Here is a 14817-nt window from a genome sequence, read left to right on the forward strand (position 1 = left end):
AACCGCACAACGCCGGTCTAAAGATGCTGACTGCCTGAGGCTTTGGGCGCGGCAACCGGTCTGCCGACCCACAGGCGGTGCACATCTCGTTCCGCCGCGGTGGGAATCAGGCCCGACGGCGCGAACCGCTTCGACGGCACCGGTTCTTCCTCGGTCAGCGGCGGTTTGCCAATACCGCGAATTGCCCTGAGCGCGACCACGATTCCGGCAAGGAACACGATGACGACGACCAGCGCGAACAGAGTGGACAGCGTGCCCTGGATGAAGGTGTTCCTGATGACCTGATCAAGCTGGTGGGCGTTCTTGGCCGACCCGAATGCAGTCTTGCCCGCATGCTTGGCCGCCAGATACCGCGCGTGCTGGGTCCAGTAGCCGACCGCGGGATCCGCGGAAAAGATCTTCTGCCACGACGCGGTGAGCGTGACGACCAGATCCCACAGCAACGGAAGCCCCGGAATCCACGCCCACTTTCCCCGGCCCTTCTTGACGACCACGACCGTGACCACCGTCAGCGCGATCGCCGCGAGCAGCTGGTTGGCGATACCGAACAGCGGGAAGAGCGTGTTGATGCCGCCCAGCGGATCGGTCACGCCCATCAGCAGCACGCCACCCCACCCGGCGACCACGGCCAGGCTGCAGGCCCAGGCCCCGATCCGCCAGCTCGGATCCCTCAGCCTCGCCAGCGGGCCACCCACATTGCCCAATGTGTCGGAAAGCATGAAACGCGCGACCCGGGTGCCCGCATCGACTGTGGTCAGGATGAAGAGCGCCTCGAACATGATCGCGAAGTGATACCAAAACGCCTTGAGACCGTCGCCACCGAAGACGCGGTGCAGTACGTCGGACATACCCAGCGCCAGCGTGGGTGCCCCGCCGGTGCGCGAGACGATCGAGCGCTCGCCGACACCGCTTGCCGCGTCGTTGATTTGCGCGGCGGTTGCCCGTGGGCCCGACAGCCCGAGTTTGTTGACGTAATCGGCGGCCGCGGCCGCGGTGCCCCCGGTCTGTGACGCCGGTGCATTGATGGCGAAATAGAGGTGCTGGTCAAGGATGGCCGCGGTGATCAGCGCCATGACCGCGACGAACGACTCGGTGAGCATGCCGCCGTAGCCGATCACTCGCATCTGGCCTTCCTTCTCCAGCAGTTTGGGCGTGGTGCCCGAGGAGATCAGCGAGTGGAATCCGGACAGCGCGCCGCACGCGATGGTGATGAACAGGAACGGGAACAGCGAGCCGGCGAACACCGGTCCGTCGCCCCGGGTCGCGAAATGCGAAACGGCGGGAGCTTGCAGGATCGGACGGGCAATGCAGATACCGAGCGCGAGTAGGGCGATCGTGCCGACCTTCATGAACGTCGAGAGGTAGTCCCGCGGCGCCAGCAGCAGCCACACGGGCAGCGCCGAGGCGGCGAATCCGTAAACGATGATCAACCACGACAAGGTGACGGGCGACAGGTTCAACCATGATGCGCCCCAAGAGGTTTGGGCGACCCAGCTGCCGGAGGCGACGGAGCCGAGCAGCAGCCCCGCGCCGATCACCGAAACCTCTCCGATCCGGCCGGGGCGCAGGAATCGCAAATAGCAGCCCATGAAGAGGGCGATGGGGATCGTCATGGCGATGGAGAACACGCCCCAGGGGCTTTCGGCCAACGCCTTCACCACGATCATCGCCAGCACCGCGATCAGGATCACCATGATGACGAGGACTCCGAGCAGGGCCGCCGCCCCGGCGGTGGCGCCGAGTTCGTCGCGGACCATCTGCCCCAGGGAACGGCCCCGGCGCCGCGTGGAGATCCATAGCACCAGGTAGTCCTGCACACACCCGCCGAGCACCGCTCCGATCACGATCCAGATGCTGCAGGGCAGGTAGCCCATCTGGGTGGCCAGTACCGGGCCGACGAGTGGACCGGCCCCGGCGATCGCGGCGAAATGATGACCGAACAACACGCGCCGGTCGGTCGGCACGTAGTCGGTGCCGTCGTCGAGGATCTCGGCGGGCGTGGCGTGGTCGTCGCGCGGACAGACAATCTTCGACTCGATCAGCCGCGCATAGAAGCGGAAGCCGACGATGTAGGTGCAGATCGCCGCGACCACGAGCCAGACCGCGTTGACCGCCTCGCCGCGAACGAACGCGATGATCGCCCAGGCCACGGCGCCGAGGACGGCGACGGCGCCGAAGAAGACCTTGTGCCGGACGGTGATGGGGGAGCGGTCGATGATCGCGACTGGCGGCAAGTCATCGTGCGTGCGGATGTAGCTGACGTCTTTGTCGTGCACAGTCACGGTCAAACCCTACGACGACGTGCGCGTGATCGCTCGGGTGAATCAGTACAGTGCACGCACGTTGTCGATGGTGTCGGCCTCGGCCGGGCTCTTGTCGTCGCGATAGCGCAGCACCCGGGCGAACCGCAACGCCACCCCGCCCGGGTAGCGCGTCGAGCTCTGCACGCCGTCGAGCGCGACCTCGACGACCTGCTCAGGGCGCAACCGCACGACATGGCCGTCCAGCCGGCCCGCGGCGAGCTCGGTGAAGCGGGCCGTTTGCCACTCCAGCATGGCATCTGTCATTCCCTTGAAAGTCTTTCCCACCATGACGAATTCGCCGCTGGATGGGTCGCGGGCGCCCAGATGAATGTTGGACAGCTTGCCGCGGCGGCGCCCCGAACCCCACTCCGCGGCAAGCACCACCAGATCGAGCGTGTGCACCGGCTTCACTTTGAGCCAGCTCGCGCCGCGGCGGCCGGCGAGGTAGGGCGCGCCGGGCGCCTTGGCCATGACGCCCTCGTGGCCGGCGGCCAGCGTGGTATCCAGAAAGGCGGCGGCCGCCGCGGCGTCCGACGTGACCAAGCGGTCGACGCGCTGGGAGCTCGGCGCCAGTTCGTCCAGGGCCGCCAGCCGGTCGCTGGTGGGCGCGTCGAGCAGGTCGGCGCCGTCGCGGTGCAGGATGTCGAAGAAGAACACCGAAAGTGGCTCGGCCTTCTGGGCCGAAAGAGCCTGAGCCACGTTGACCGATCGGCCGAACCGCGAGGCGGTGACCTGGAAGCGGTGCGGCCGGTTGTCGGGGCGCAGGGCGATCGCCTCGCCGTCGGCGATGAGGGTGCGCACCGGCAGGGCCAGCGTCGCCTCCACCACCTCGGGCAACCGCGCGGTGACATCGTCGAGGCTGCGGGTGTAGACCGTGATGTCGTCGCCGGCCCGATGGATCTGCACCCGCGCGCCGTCCAGCTTCGCTTCGAAAATGGCTGTGCCGCCGTGGCGTTCGAGTGCGTCGGCGACCGTGGTCGCGGTCTGCGCCAGCATCGGGCCGACCGGCCGGCCCACCTGCAGGGTGAACGCGTGCAGCGCCGCCGCCCCACCCGACAGCCCGGCGGCCGCGACCGCCGGCAGGTCGCCGCCCAGCATCGCCGCGCGCTGGACCGCGGCGGCCGGAACGCCCGCCGCCTTGGCGACGGCGTCGGCCATGATCCCGGCCAGCGCCCCCTGCCGCAGCTCCCCGCCGAGCAGCCCCAGCAGAAAGGCCTGCTCGGTGTCGGTGGCCCGGGTGAACAGCCCGGAGACCAGTTCCGCGCGGCGCGCCTGGGATCCCTTGCCCGCGACGGCGCCGATCTCGGAGAAGGTCGCGTCGACGCCGGCGACGGTCAGCGTGGGCTGCGTTGCGGGCGGCGGCCGCGATCGCAACGACGCCCAGCCGACCCCGATCTGGCGTTGCCGCAGCTCACCAGAGAGCCAGGACACGATGGTGGCAGCCGATTCCGGGTCGGCCGCGGCCCGGCCCAGCAACCCGGCGATCTGGGCGACCTTCGCCAGGCGCGACGAGGTGTCGCGGACGGCAAGCGACGTGCTTGCCACGTCGAGAAGGAGCACGGTGTCGAGCTTGGCATGGCTCGGTGACAAGATGGCCGGGCGCACACGCTAGCGTGCCTACGTAACGTTACAGATCGCAGGGATTCTGACAAGGAGATCCGGATGGAAGTCAACGGGAAGAAGGTCGTCGTCATCGGCGGCGCGTCGGGGATGGGTAGGGCCAGCGCCGAGCTGCTGCACGAACGCGGCGCCGACGTCGCGATACTCGACCGCGAGGGCTCCGACGGAAAGACGGTGGCCGAGGGCATCGGCGGCACCTTCTACCCGGTCGATGTCACCGACTTCGCCGGCACCGAGGAGACGCTGCAGGCTGCGGTCGACAAGCTCGGCGGTTTGGACGTCATCATCACGACCGCCGGTGGCGGGATCGCGCAGCGCACGCTGACCAAGACGGGTCCGCACGACCTGGCGGCGTTCCAGTCCGTGATCGACCTCAACCTGATCGCCACCTTCAACATCAGCAGGCTGGCGGCCGCGCACATGGCCAAGAACGAGCCGGAAGACCCCGACACCGGGGAGCGTGGCGTCATCATCAACACCGCGTCGATCGCGGCCTTCGAAGGCCAGATCGGGCAGGTCGCCTACACCGCCGCCAAGGCGGGGATCGCCGGTATGTGCCTGACGATGGCCCGCGACCTGGGCTCGGTCGGGATCCGGGTGCTGGCCATCGCCCCGAGCCTGTTCGCGACGGGACTGACCAAGGGCATTCCGGACGAATTCGCGACGCAGCTGACCAAGGACGCGGCCTTCCCGAAGCGCCTCGGGCGCCCCGAGGAATACGCGAAGCTGGCGGCCGCTATCGTGGACAACCCGATGCTCAACGGCCAGTGCCTGCGGCTGGATGCGGGCCAGCGGTTCGCGCCCAAGTAGCCGCCTCGAAAGCGCGCTCCCGGCATTAAGTACACTCTTTAGGCAGCCGCCCCGTTCCCCTCGGAGCGGGGCACGCCAACCACCCCGGGATCCCGTTTCTTCGCGAAGCGGGGGCAACGCGCCGCGAGGAGGCCGCCATGGGTATCGCACTGACCGACGATCACCGCGAGCTCGCTGAAGTAGCCCGCGCCTTCCTGACTTCCCAGAAAGCTCGCTGGGCGGCGCGTTCGCTGCTGGACGCCACCGACGAGAGCCGGCCCGGGTTCTGGCAGCAACTGGTCGAGCTGGGCTGGCTCGGCCTGCACATCGACGAGGAGCACGGCGGCTCCGGCTTCGGGCTGCCCGAGCTCGTCGTGGTGGTCGAGGAACTTGGCCGCGCGGTGGCGCCGGGGCCGTTCGTCCCGACGGTGATCGCGTCGGCCGTCATTGCCAAAGATGCTGCGGGCGAGCAAAAGTCGCGACTGCTGCCCGGGCTCATCGACGGAACCGTCACGGCCGGCATCGGGCTGGACGGTCAGGTGCGGGTCAGCGATGGCCGGGATGGTCTGACCGCCAGCGGTGACGCGGGAATTGTATTGGGCGCGGGCCTGGCCGAGCTGCTGGTGATCGCGGCGGGCGAGGATCTGCTGCTGCTGGAGCCTGACCGCGCCGGGGTGTCGGTCGACGTCCCCGAGAACCTGGATCCGACTCGTCGTTCGGGGCGCGTGCGCCTCGAGGACGTCAGCGTCAGCGCCGACGACATCGTGGTGGGTGCGCGACTCTCGGCGCTGGCCCGGGCGCGCACCCTGTTGGCCGCCGAGGCCGTGGGCGGGGCGACCGACTGCGTCGAGGCCGCCGTCGACTACGCGAAGGTGCGTCAGCAATTCGGCCGCACCATCGCCACATTCCAGGCCGTCAAACATCATTGCGCCAATATGCTGGTGGCCTCGGAGTCGGCGACCGCCGTGGTATGGGACGCCTCACGGGCGGCAGCGGAGGACGAAGAGCAGTTCCGCCTCATCGCCGCAGTTGCTGCGGCACTGGCCTTCCCGGCGTATGCGCGCAATTCCGAACTCAACATCCAGGTGCACGGCGGCATCGGCTTCACCTGGGAGCACGACGCCCATCTGCATCTGCGCCGGGCGCTGGTGACCTCGGCGCTGTTCGGCGGCGACGCACCGGCGGCCGATGTCTTCGACCGCACGGCGGCGGGTGCGGTCCGGGAAAACAGCCTGGACCTGCCGCCCGAGGCCGAAGAACTGCGCACCAGGATTCACGCCGACGCCGCCGAGATCGCCGCCCTGGACAAGCAGGCACAGCGCGACAAGCTGATCGAGACCGGCTACGGGATGCCGCACTGGCCCAAGCCGTGGGGGCGCGGCGCGGACGCGGTGGAACAGCTCGTGATCGAGGAGGAGTTCCGCGCGGCCGGGATCAAACGCCCCGACTACGGGATCACCGGCTGGGTGATCCTGACCCTCATCCAGCACGGAACCGACTGGCAGATCGAACGATTCGTGGAGAAGGCGTTGCGCAAGGACGAGATCTGGTGCCAGCTGTTCTCCGAGCCGGACGCGGGATCGGACGCGGCGTCCATCAAGACCAAGGCCACCCGGGTCGACGGCGGCTGGAAGATCAACGGCCAGAAGGTGTGGACCAGCGGCGCGCACTACTGTGCGCGCGGGCTGGCCACGGTGCGCACCGACCCGGATGCGCCCAAGCATGCCGGCATCACCACGGTGATTGTCGACATGAAGGCGCCCGAGGTCGAGGTGCGGCCGCTGCGGCAGATCACCGGCGGCTCGGATTTCAACGAGGTGTTCTTCAACGACTTGTTCGTTCCCGACGAGGACGTCGTCGGTGAGCCCAACACCGGGTGGACGGTGGCTCGTGCCACGCTCGGCAACGAACGGGTGAGCATCGGCGGCAGCGGATCCTTCTACGAGGGCCTGGCCGACACCCTGATCGAGCTCGCCAAGCAGCGGCCAGACCGGTTGGCGGGGGCCAATATTCGGGTGGGGAATTACCTCGCCGACGATCACGCGCTGCGGCTGCTGAACCTGCGCCGCGTCGCCCGCAGCGTGGAAGGCGCCGGCCCGGGTCCCGAAGGCAACGTCACCAAGCTCAAGCTGGCCGAACACATGGTGGACGGCGCGGCCATCTCGGCGGCACTGCTGGGATCCGACGTCGCGCTGGCGGACGGGCCCGGCGCCCTGGCGGGTCGCATGATCATGGGCGCCCGCGGCATGTCGATTGCCGGCGGCACCTCGGAGGTCACCCGCAACCAGATCGCCGAGCGGATTCTGGGTATGCCGCGCGACCCGCTGATCAACTAGCTCGTTCGTCACGCGGGCCGCGGAACGGCCGCCGATCGCGACTGGCCTATCCAGTTCATCGTTGGTGGACTGGGAGTACCTGCTAGTGACGGCGCGCAGGCGCTGATCAGTTCGCGGCCGGCCCGAACAACGGTGCGCCGCCAGCGCCCGTCTCGGGCCGGAGCTCGACGGGCATTCCGCACTGCACGGAATCCGGTTCGCAGTCAACGATATTGGCGGCCACGCGCAGTCCGCTTTGTTCGGCGAGTTCGACGATCGCGATCACGTACGGAACCGGGATCTCCGGGTTGTACGGATGGTGGTTGACCGTAAAGGTGAAGACGGTGCCCTGTCCGGAAACCGGCCGAGCGGCCAGTCGGCCGCCGCAGACGCGACATTCGCCGGCCGCCGGGTGAACCCATCGATCGCAATCAGCGCAGTGCTCGATAAGGAGCGGCGGCGACTCTGCTGACACGTCCAATACAGTACACTCTATTGGTCTTGGTGCGGGCGACGGATTCGGTTCACGGGCGGTGCAAATGACGTATTTCGAAAAAGACGCGATCTTGTCCGGCGTCGGCATCTCGCGGATCGGCCGGCGCACCGGGATCCTGGGCCGGGAGCTGACCATGGAAGCGGTGCGCGCCGCGATCGCGGACGCCGGACTGACCGCCGCCGACATCGACGGCATCGCGACCCTGGGGGACACGCCCGCCGCCGAGGTCAACGCCGAACTGCAGATCGAAGCGGCGGATTGCGGCGCCGGATTCGGCACCGGGGGACTGCTCAGCCCGGTGATGTCGGCGTGCCGCGCGGTCGCCGAGCGACGCGCCCGGCACGTGGTGATCTATCGGACCATCCAGATGCTCGGCGGCACGGTGCCGGTCAAGCAGGAATCCAACGCGCCGGCCCCCCCGCTTGCCTGGATGTTCGAGACGCCCGAGGGAGAGCCCAAGCCGGCCGTTGGCGCCATGGACGACATCAACGATCTGGTTGCGGCGCAAGCCTATTCGGCGGCCAACTGGCTGGCGCTGAATTGTCGTCGGCACATGGAGCTGTACGGAACCACCAAACAGCAGCTGGGTTGGCTAGCGCTCAACGGGCGCCGCAATGCCGCGTTGAATCCCCTTGCGGTGTACCGGGAACCGATGACGATGGCCGACTACCTCGGCGCGCGGCTGGTGTCGACGCCGTTCGGGCTGCTGGACTGCGACGTGCCCATCGACGGCTCGATCGCGGTCGTGGTGTCGAATGCCGAGTACGGCCCCGACTGCCCGCACCGCCCGGTCCGGGTCGAGGCGATCGGCGGATCCGACGGGGCCGGCGGCTGGTTCCACCGCGAGGATTACCCGAAGATGGCGATGTCGGACGCGGCCGCACAGATGTGGTCGCGCACGGAATACAAGCCCGCCGATCTCGATGTCGCCCAGCTCTACGACGGCTTCACGTATCTGACATTGGCGTGGTTGGAGGCCCTCGCGGTCTGCGGCGACGGCGAGGCCGGCCCGTTCGTGGAGGGCGGCACGCGGATCGCCCGCGACGGTGTGCTGCCGCTGAACACCTACGGCGGCCAACTCTCGGCCGGGCGCATGCACGGCTACTGGGCGCTGCACGAGGGATGTCTACAGCTGCGTGGCGAGGCAGGGGAGCGGCAGGTGGTGCAGCGTCCCGAGGTCGGCGTGGTTTCCGTGGGCGGCGGGCCGGTCGCGGGATGCATGCTGCTCACGTGTTGAGACGCCGGCCCGGTTGAGTCCGCGATGGGCACCCATCCGGACGGCGGGCCGGCGACGAAATTAGCTTCGACGATCGCGCGCGACATCGAGGCGGAGATCATTCGCCGCGGCTGGCCCATCGGGGAGTCATTGGGATCCGAACGTGCTCTGCAGGAACATTTTTCGGTGAGTCGGTCGGTGCTGCGGGAAGCAGTTCGGCTCGTCGAGCACCATCGGGTGGCCCGCATGCGCCGCGGTCCCAACGGGGGACTGCTCGTCTGTGAGCCCGACGCGGGACCCGCGACTCGTGCCGTCGTCATCTATCTCGAGCACCTGGGCATCACGCTCGGCGACTTGCTCAATGCGCGCCTGGTGCTCGAGCCCCTCGCGGCATCGCTGGCGGCGGAACGGATCGACGAAGCCGGGATCGACCGGCTGCGGGCAGTGCTGCGGGAACAGGAGCAATGGCGACCCGGCATGCCGCTGCCGCGCGACGAGTTCCACATCGCGCTTGCCGAGCAATCGAAAAACCCGGTACTGCAGCTGTTCATCGATGTGTTGATGAGGCTCACCACTCGCTACGCGCTGCAGTCGCAGACCGGCTCGGCCAGCGAGGCCGTCGAGGCGCTCGACCACATGCACCTGCACCACGCCGACATCGTCGCCGCCGTCACCGCGGGCGACTCCGCGCGGGCCAAGACCCTGTCGGAGCGACACGTCGAGGCGGTGACGGGCTGGCTGCAGCAGCATCACGCGGGTCGCGGCGGCCGGTCTCGCAGGTCGCGCCGGCCGCTCGATGTCGAGGCGCCCCGCGCCAAACTGGCCGAGATGCTTGCCGCCACCATCGTCGACGAAATCCGTGCCGGCGGCTGGCAACTCGGCGCGGTCTTCGGAACCGAGACGGCTTTGCTGGAGCGATACCGGGTGAGCCGCGCCGTGCTACGCGAAGCGGTGCGGCTGCTGGAACACCACTCGGTCGCCCAGATGCGCCGCGGGCCCGGCGGCGGCCTGGTCGTCACCGAGCCGCACGCGCAGGCGAGCATCGACACGATCGCGCTCTACCTTCAGTACCGCCAGCCCACCCGCGAGGACTTGCGCTGCGTCCGCGACGCCATCGAGATCGACAACGTCGCCAAGGTCGTCAAGCGCCGCGCCGAATCCGAAGTGGCGAGGTTCTTGGAAACCCATCGGCCCGGCCGTGACGAGGTGCCCACCGCGGCCGATGTGCGCAAGGCCACAGCCGAGGAATTCCGCTTCCACGTCGGGCTGGCACAACTGGCCGGCAACGCGCTGCTGGACCTGTTCTTGCGCATCATCGTCGAGTTGTTCCGGCGGCACTGGTCCAGCACCGGGCAGGCTTTACCCAGCTGGGACGATGTGGTCGCCGTCGAGCATGCCCACCTTCGGATCGTCGAGGCGATAGCGGCCGGCGACGACAGCCTGGCGCGTTACCGGGTGCGGCGCCACCTTGATGCCGCCGCCTCCTGGTGGCTATAGCTTTCTCGCGGCTCGAGCGAGTCTGGGTTGTGATCCGTCGCCCCGCGTAGCGAACGCTGTTCCGGGGTATGGGGATGAGTAATTTGGGGAAGCAAGGTTAGGCAACGCGGAGCGGGTCCGGCAGGGGGCTGGCAGGGAGTTGACATCGGTGACGCAGAGCAGGGGCGCTGAAATGACCATGAGCACGGAAGGCGAGCATCAAGGCTTCGTCCATTCCGCGCTCCTCTACCACTCGCAACGCGAATACCTCGACTCCGTCGTCGACTTCGTCGGCGCCGGGCTGTCGATGGATGAGGCGGTGCTGGTTGCCGTGCCGGGCGAGAATCTGGCGTTGCTGCGCGACGCGCTGGAAAGTTCGGGCGGCGCGTTACCGGCCGGCTTGCAGATGGCTGACATCACCGAAATCGCTCGCAACCCGAGCCGTTTTCTGGCGCTGGAAGGCTCGTTCGCCGAAGAACACGCCCACCAACGGGTGCGCATCGTCAGCCAGGTGGTCTGGCCCGGTCGCACCCCGACCGAGTTGCCGGCGTGCCTGCAGCACGAAGCGCTCGTCAACGGGGCTTTCGAAGCCCGTCAGCTGTCGGCGTTGTGTCTTTACGACGCCGGTCGGCTGGCGGACGACGTGCTGGCGGGTGCCCGCGCGACCCATCCGCTGGTGTGGAAATCCGGTGCGCTGCGACGCAGTTCGGAGTACGCACCGGACGGGATCCTGGCCACTTGCAATCAGCCGCTCCCCGCCAACCCCGGCGCGGTGACGTACATGGTGCGGAAGTCGACGGACCTGCGCCCGGCGCGGTCGTTCGCCGTCAACTACGGCGACTGGGTCGGGCTGTCCCCGGACGGCATCGATGATCTGCAGTTGGTCGCCACCGAGTTGGCTACCAACAGCCTGATGTACACCGAGGGCGCGTGCCAGTTGGCGTTCTGGCGCCACGACGAGCATCTGGTGTGCGAGGCGCGCGACAGCGGATGTCTGGACGATCCGCTGGTAGGACTGCTGGACCCGGGGCCCACCGGTCCGGCCAGCCGCGGGCTGTTCTTAGTCCACGCCATCTCGGATCTGGTCCGGACGCACACCACCTCCAGCGGGACGACGATTCAGGCGTACCTGCGTCTCAAGACGTCGCCGGGATCGACGGGGTGAGGTGGGCTCGGCGCCGCTGACGATGTGCCGTGTTCGTACGGCGCTACGGCACCATGGCCGGCGGAATGACGCCGCCGGCACCGCCACCGGCGGCACCACCGGTGGCGCCACCGGTAGTGACGGTACCGCCACCGACTAGGCCGGGGAGGGCCTCGAGTGCGCAGCCTGTCGGTAGCAACACCGCGATCAGCGCTGCGCCCGCTGTCATCAGAACCTTCTTGCTGCGAGCGTTCATCGACAAACCTTTCATCGCCCGTACCTGTTTGACAGGTGTGCAACTATTAGGGTTGCGCAGGGTGAATCCCGCAATAAGAAAAATTGAATCAGTCCGAAAACGGGGGCGAATTGTTTGGTGTCCGGCACCGCTGCTGAAGCAGCCCGGGGCGCGGAGTTTTCCCTCGTGGCGCGGCTCCCGTGACGTCGCGGCCGAAATGCAGTTAGTGGTCCGAGCAGGCCCGAAACGACCAAATCTGTTTTAAATCATGGCGATTCGGGATGGGCCGAGATGGCGCCCGACATCGCGGCGCGGCGTCAGAAATAAGCACAACCGCCGAGCCGCCTTTCGCGCGGCCACCCGGCCGCTGCGCTACTGTGAGCTTCGGTTCATAGACGCATTCCTGCTCGCGCTACGGCGGGAGGATCTGGCACGGCGATCGGCGGGCTGATTTACATGGTTGACCCGCGCTGCCTTCGCTTGGACATCGCATTGACATGATCACCGAAGAGCCGTTGCGGTCGTCGCGCTGGCTGGGACGACGGTACCTGTTTCACATTGGGCGGCTTCGTATTCCGAGCTTCGCTGCCTTGCTGTACGTGGGGTTTGCGGTCGGGGTGGTCTGGGGTGGCTACGTATGTGGACTCGGCTATTTGCCTTTTGCGATATCCGCTCTGGCCCTCCTGGTATTCGCGCTTGTCGGAGCTCGGATCTGGTTTCTCGTCGGCCATCCGGAATTTGTCGCCGACCGAACTGGTGTGGCGGTGATGACGAATGCCGGTGCCGGACTCTACGGCGGATTGGCGCTGAGCTTCGCGGCCTCCTGGCCGGTGTTAGGCCTCACCGGTCTGGAATTCTGGCGGTTCTGGGATGGCGGGGCCGTCGTTTTGCTCGTCGGTATGGTCGTCACCCGCATGGGTTGCCTGATGAATGGATGTTGTTCAGGAAGAGCAACCAGTGGGCCCCTCGGGATTTGGCTGCCGGATGATCGCGGCGAATGGAAACGGCGTTATCCGGCGCCCCTGTTCGAAGCCGCATGGTCGGCGCTGATCCTGGCTGTCGGAGTGGCATTGCACCGGCCATCCGATCCTGCCGGCTTGCTGTTTCTCGGCTCCGCCGCGGCTTACGGGTTGGGCCGGCTGGGCCTGGAGTTGTTGCGCGCGGACGCCACGCGCACCGGGCGGCCGACGCGTATGAATCTGGCTTTTTCAGCGGTGCTCGCGCTGGTTTCGATCGCCGCCTTCGGACTGAGACTGCACTGACCTTTCGGTGACGAACGCCCATCGGCCCGGCCGATCCGCGGCCGGGACCAACGGGATCACTACGGCAGCTGCGGAAGGACGCCGCCGGCGCCGGCGGGCGCGCCAGCGGGGACGTTGCCTCGGACGAGGCCGCCGTTGGTGCCAAAGGCGCCGCCGGCAGCGCCGGCGCCTCCGGCGCCGCCCACTGGGCCGACGACAGTGCCGCCGATGACGCCGGGGATCGCTTCGTAACCACACCCGGTGGGCAGTGTCAGCGCGACGAGCGCCGCGAACGCCGTCGCCAGGACCTTCTTGCTCGGTGCGTTCATCGGGCATGCCCTTCGTCCGCGAGCCTAATGAACTCAGTGTGCATCTATTTCGCGCAACCGGGAAGAAGCCCAGGCGAAGTAAATCTGACTATCGCCGAAAATTGGCGTTGACGGCATGCACAGTCGCTTGCTCGATCGAGTCGCGCGGGTTAAGTGACGCGGTCGTGTGATCGCCGCGTTACTTCGCCGCGGGGGCCGGCTGGGGCCGTTCCGGCACCTGTGCCGATGACGCCGGGTACGGCTTCAAAAGCACATCCCGTCAGCAGCGACGCCACGACAAATGCTGAACCTGCTATCGCGAACACCTGCTTGCTCCGTGCGTTCATGGTGCTGCCTTCCGCCGGCCGTCCTATTCGACTCGTGTACGACTATTACGGTCAGGCCATGAACTGGATCGGAAGCGGGATTGAATGCGGCCAAAAAATTGGCCGAACGTGGGTCGTCGTGGATAGAGCGCCGCGAAGGAGAAGTTTGCCAGTGGCGGAGTCATTGGGAACGCATCGGGGCGAATCGTCGATTGCGCGAATCCCCCCAACACAGCGGGCAGCCCGCCGGGAACCCGAGACTCCCGGCGGGCTGCCTGCTCTTTATCGGTTGTCAGAGTATGCCCGAGACGGCTCCCAAGACACCGCCGAGGCCGCCGCCGCTGCTGCCGCCGATTACACCGCCGCCGCCGGCGCCCCCCGCAGCTGTTGCACATCCGGTCGGCAACAGCACCATGGCTGCCACACCGACTGCGGCTGCGGCGGTCTTCAGGGTCTTCTTCGTGTGCCCGATCATGAGTTCCCCTTTCGTCGACGGTTACTAGGCGCATGTGCAACTAGCAATGGGCCGGTTAGCCGCTATTGCGCTCATGTAAACGACAGATAACGAACTTTCCCTTGAACTTTCCTGGGAGGTTTACTGGGTCTTTCCTGTCAGGCTTTTACCTCGGGATTTGCCCCATCGGGGGTCCGGGGTCTAAGGTCGCGCTCGTGCGTCTTCTCACGAGTGCCGTAGTAGCCAGTACCCGCAGCGGGGTCTGATCCAGACCGACCCCCCGCTGTGGGTCGGAAGCTACTACCGTCGGTCGCTCCTTCAGACCAGAGAAGACCGACACCGTGCCTGTTACGCAATCTCTTACCACGCCTCTTGCCGAGTGTGCGCCCGCGAGGCGGCCTCACGTTCCTGCTCCGCACTCCCGGGCCAACGCCTGGTTCCGGCGGCACTTCGGTATCGCCCTGCCCCGCGGCCTGCGTGAGCAGGCGGACGCGATGTCCTGGGAATGCTTCGTCGCGACGTATGGCCACGCCGCCGGCCCGCTGCGGCTCGGGCACTGGCAATGCACGGACGGCGAACAGCCAGCCGGACGTCTCGGCCCGCAGGCACGTAACTTCCGGGCGATGATCGCCGTCGGCGATCAGCTCAGCACCTCGACCGCGGCGGCCAGCGGCCCGATCGCCGCCCTGACAACGATGCTGCACGAGCGCGGGATCGCCATCGAGACGGTGAAATTTCACCAGCTGCGCTCCGGCGACGACACCGCGACCTTCATCTACGGCACGGACGGCGTGCGCGCCGAATGGGCCATGGGCTGGGCCGCCGACCCGACGCAGTCGGCCCTGCGCGCGCTGATCGTGTGCGCTAACCGGCTTGGCGCCGGGGACTGACCGC

The 14817-nt window shown here is 67.6% G+C and carries 13 protein-coding genes; 7 read left to right on the forward strand and 6 right to left on the reverse strand.

All coding sequences use genetic code 11. The features are described from left to right. Positions 1–17: 17 nt before the first annotated feature. Together MSG_RS07245 and MSG_RS07250 are read right to left on the reverse strand one after the other, a co-directional pair. Positions 18–2288 carry a carbon starvation CstA family protein gene (locus MSG_RS07245; protein ID WP_096438337.1) on the reverse strand — a complete coding sequence of 757 codons (2271 nt, stop codon included), beginning with the start codon at positions 2286–2288 and terminating at the stop codon, positions 18–20. 36 nt (positions 2289–2324) lie between these two features. Continuing rightward, positions 2325–3863, reverse strand: a complete 1539-nt coding sequence (locus MSG_RS07250; RefSeq protein ID WP_096444186.1) for an ATP-dependent DNA ligase — start codon at positions 3861–3863, stop codon at positions 2325–2327. Between the two features lie 102 nt (positions 3864–3965). Here MSG_RS07250 and MSG_RS07255 point away from each other — a divergent pair, with 102 nt between their 5' ends. Next, on the forward strand, positions 3966–4733 hold the full coding sequence (locus MSG_RS07255) for an SDR family NAD(P)-dependent oxidoreductase (RefSeq protein ID WP_096438339.1): 768 nt from the start codon (positions 3966–3968) through the stop codon (positions 4731–4733). Between the two features lie 137 nt (positions 4734–4870). Continuing rightward, positions 4871–7048, forward strand: coding sequence for an acyl-CoA dehydrogenase (locus MSG_RS07260; protein WP_096438341.1), 2178 nt, complete (start codon positions 4871–4873; stop codon positions 7046–7048). 106 nt (positions 7049–7154) lie between these two features. Here the strand turns inward: MSG_RS07260 and MSG_RS07265 are convergent, their stop codons facing one another. Next, positions 7155–7502: a Zn-ribbon domain-containing OB-fold protein gene (locus MSG_RS07265; protein WP_232011189.1), complete on the reverse strand. Its 348-nt coding sequence runs from the start codon at positions 7500–7502 to the stop codon at positions 7155–7157. Between the two features lie 64 nt (positions 7503–7566). Between MSG_RS07265 and MSG_RS07270 the strand changes: the two genes are divergently transcribed. The 3 genes from MSG_RS07270 to MSG_RS07280 all read left to right on the forward strand — a co-directional run bounded on the left by MSG_RS07270 (position 7567) and on the right by MSG_RS07280 (position 11380). Beyond that, complete coding sequence (locus MSG_RS07270; RefSeq protein ID WP_096438345.1) at positions 7567–8760, forward strand: thiolase family protein; 1194 nt, start codon at positions 7567–7569, stop codon at positions 8758–8760. A gap of 24 nt (positions 8761–8784) precedes the next feature. Next, positions 8785–10236, forward strand: a complete 1452-nt coding sequence (locus MSG_RS07275) for a FadR/GntR family transcriptional regulator (RefSeq protein ID WP_096438347.1) — start codon at positions 8785–8787, stop codon at positions 10234–10236. Between the two features lie 172 nt (positions 10237–10408). Then, positions 10409–11380, forward strand: a complete 972-nt coding sequence (locus tag MSG_RS07280; protein WP_096438349.1) for a sensor histidine kinase — start codon at positions 10409–10411, stop codon at positions 11378–11380. Between the two features lie 43 nt (positions 11381–11423). Here MSG_RS07280 and MSG_RS07285 read toward each other — a convergent pair whose 3' ends face one another. Next, entirely contained in the window at positions 11424–11615 is a 192-nt protein-coding gene (locus tag MSG_RS07285) for a hypothetical protein (RefSeq protein WP_096438351.1), read from the reverse strand. A gap of 476 nt (positions 11616–12091) precedes the next feature. Here MSG_RS07285 and MSG_RS07290 point away from each other — a divergent pair, with 476 nt between their 5' ends. After that, entirely contained in the window at positions 12092–12856 is a 765-nt protein-coding gene (locus MSG_RS07290; RefSeq protein WP_096438353.1) for a prolipoprotein diacylglyceryl transferase family protein, read from the forward strand. 59 nt (positions 12857–12915) lie between these two features. Here the strand turns inward: MSG_RS07290 and MSG_RS25115 are convergent, their stop codons facing one another. Continuing rightward, positions 12916–13164, reverse strand: a complete 249-nt coding sequence (locus MSG_RS25115) for a hypothetical protein (RefSeq protein ID WP_096438355.1) — start codon at positions 13162–13164, stop codon at positions 12916–12918. Between the two features lie 597 nt (positions 13165–13761). Further along, positions 13762–13944 carry a hypothetical protein gene (locus tag MSG_RS07300; protein ID WP_096438357.1) on the reverse strand — a complete coding sequence of 61 codons (183 nt, stop codon included), beginning with the start codon at positions 13942–13944 and terminating at the stop codon, positions 13762–13764. Between the two features lie 320 nt (positions 13945–14264). Here MSG_RS07300 and MSG_RS07305 point away from each other — a divergent pair, with 320 nt between their 5' ends. Beyond that, positions 14265–14813 (forward strand): 2-isopropylmalate synthase, encoded by a 549-nt coding sequence (locus MSG_RS07305; protein ID WP_096438359.1) that lies wholly within the window; start codon positions 14265–14267, stop codon positions 14811–14813. The last annotated feature ends 4 nt before the right edge of the window (positions 14814–14817 follow it).

It is taken from the genome of Mycobacterium shigaense (genome assembly GCF_002356315.1).
GTDB lineage: Bacteria > Actinomycetota > Actinomycetes > Mycobacteriales > Mycobacteriaceae > Mycobacterium > Mycobacterium shigaense.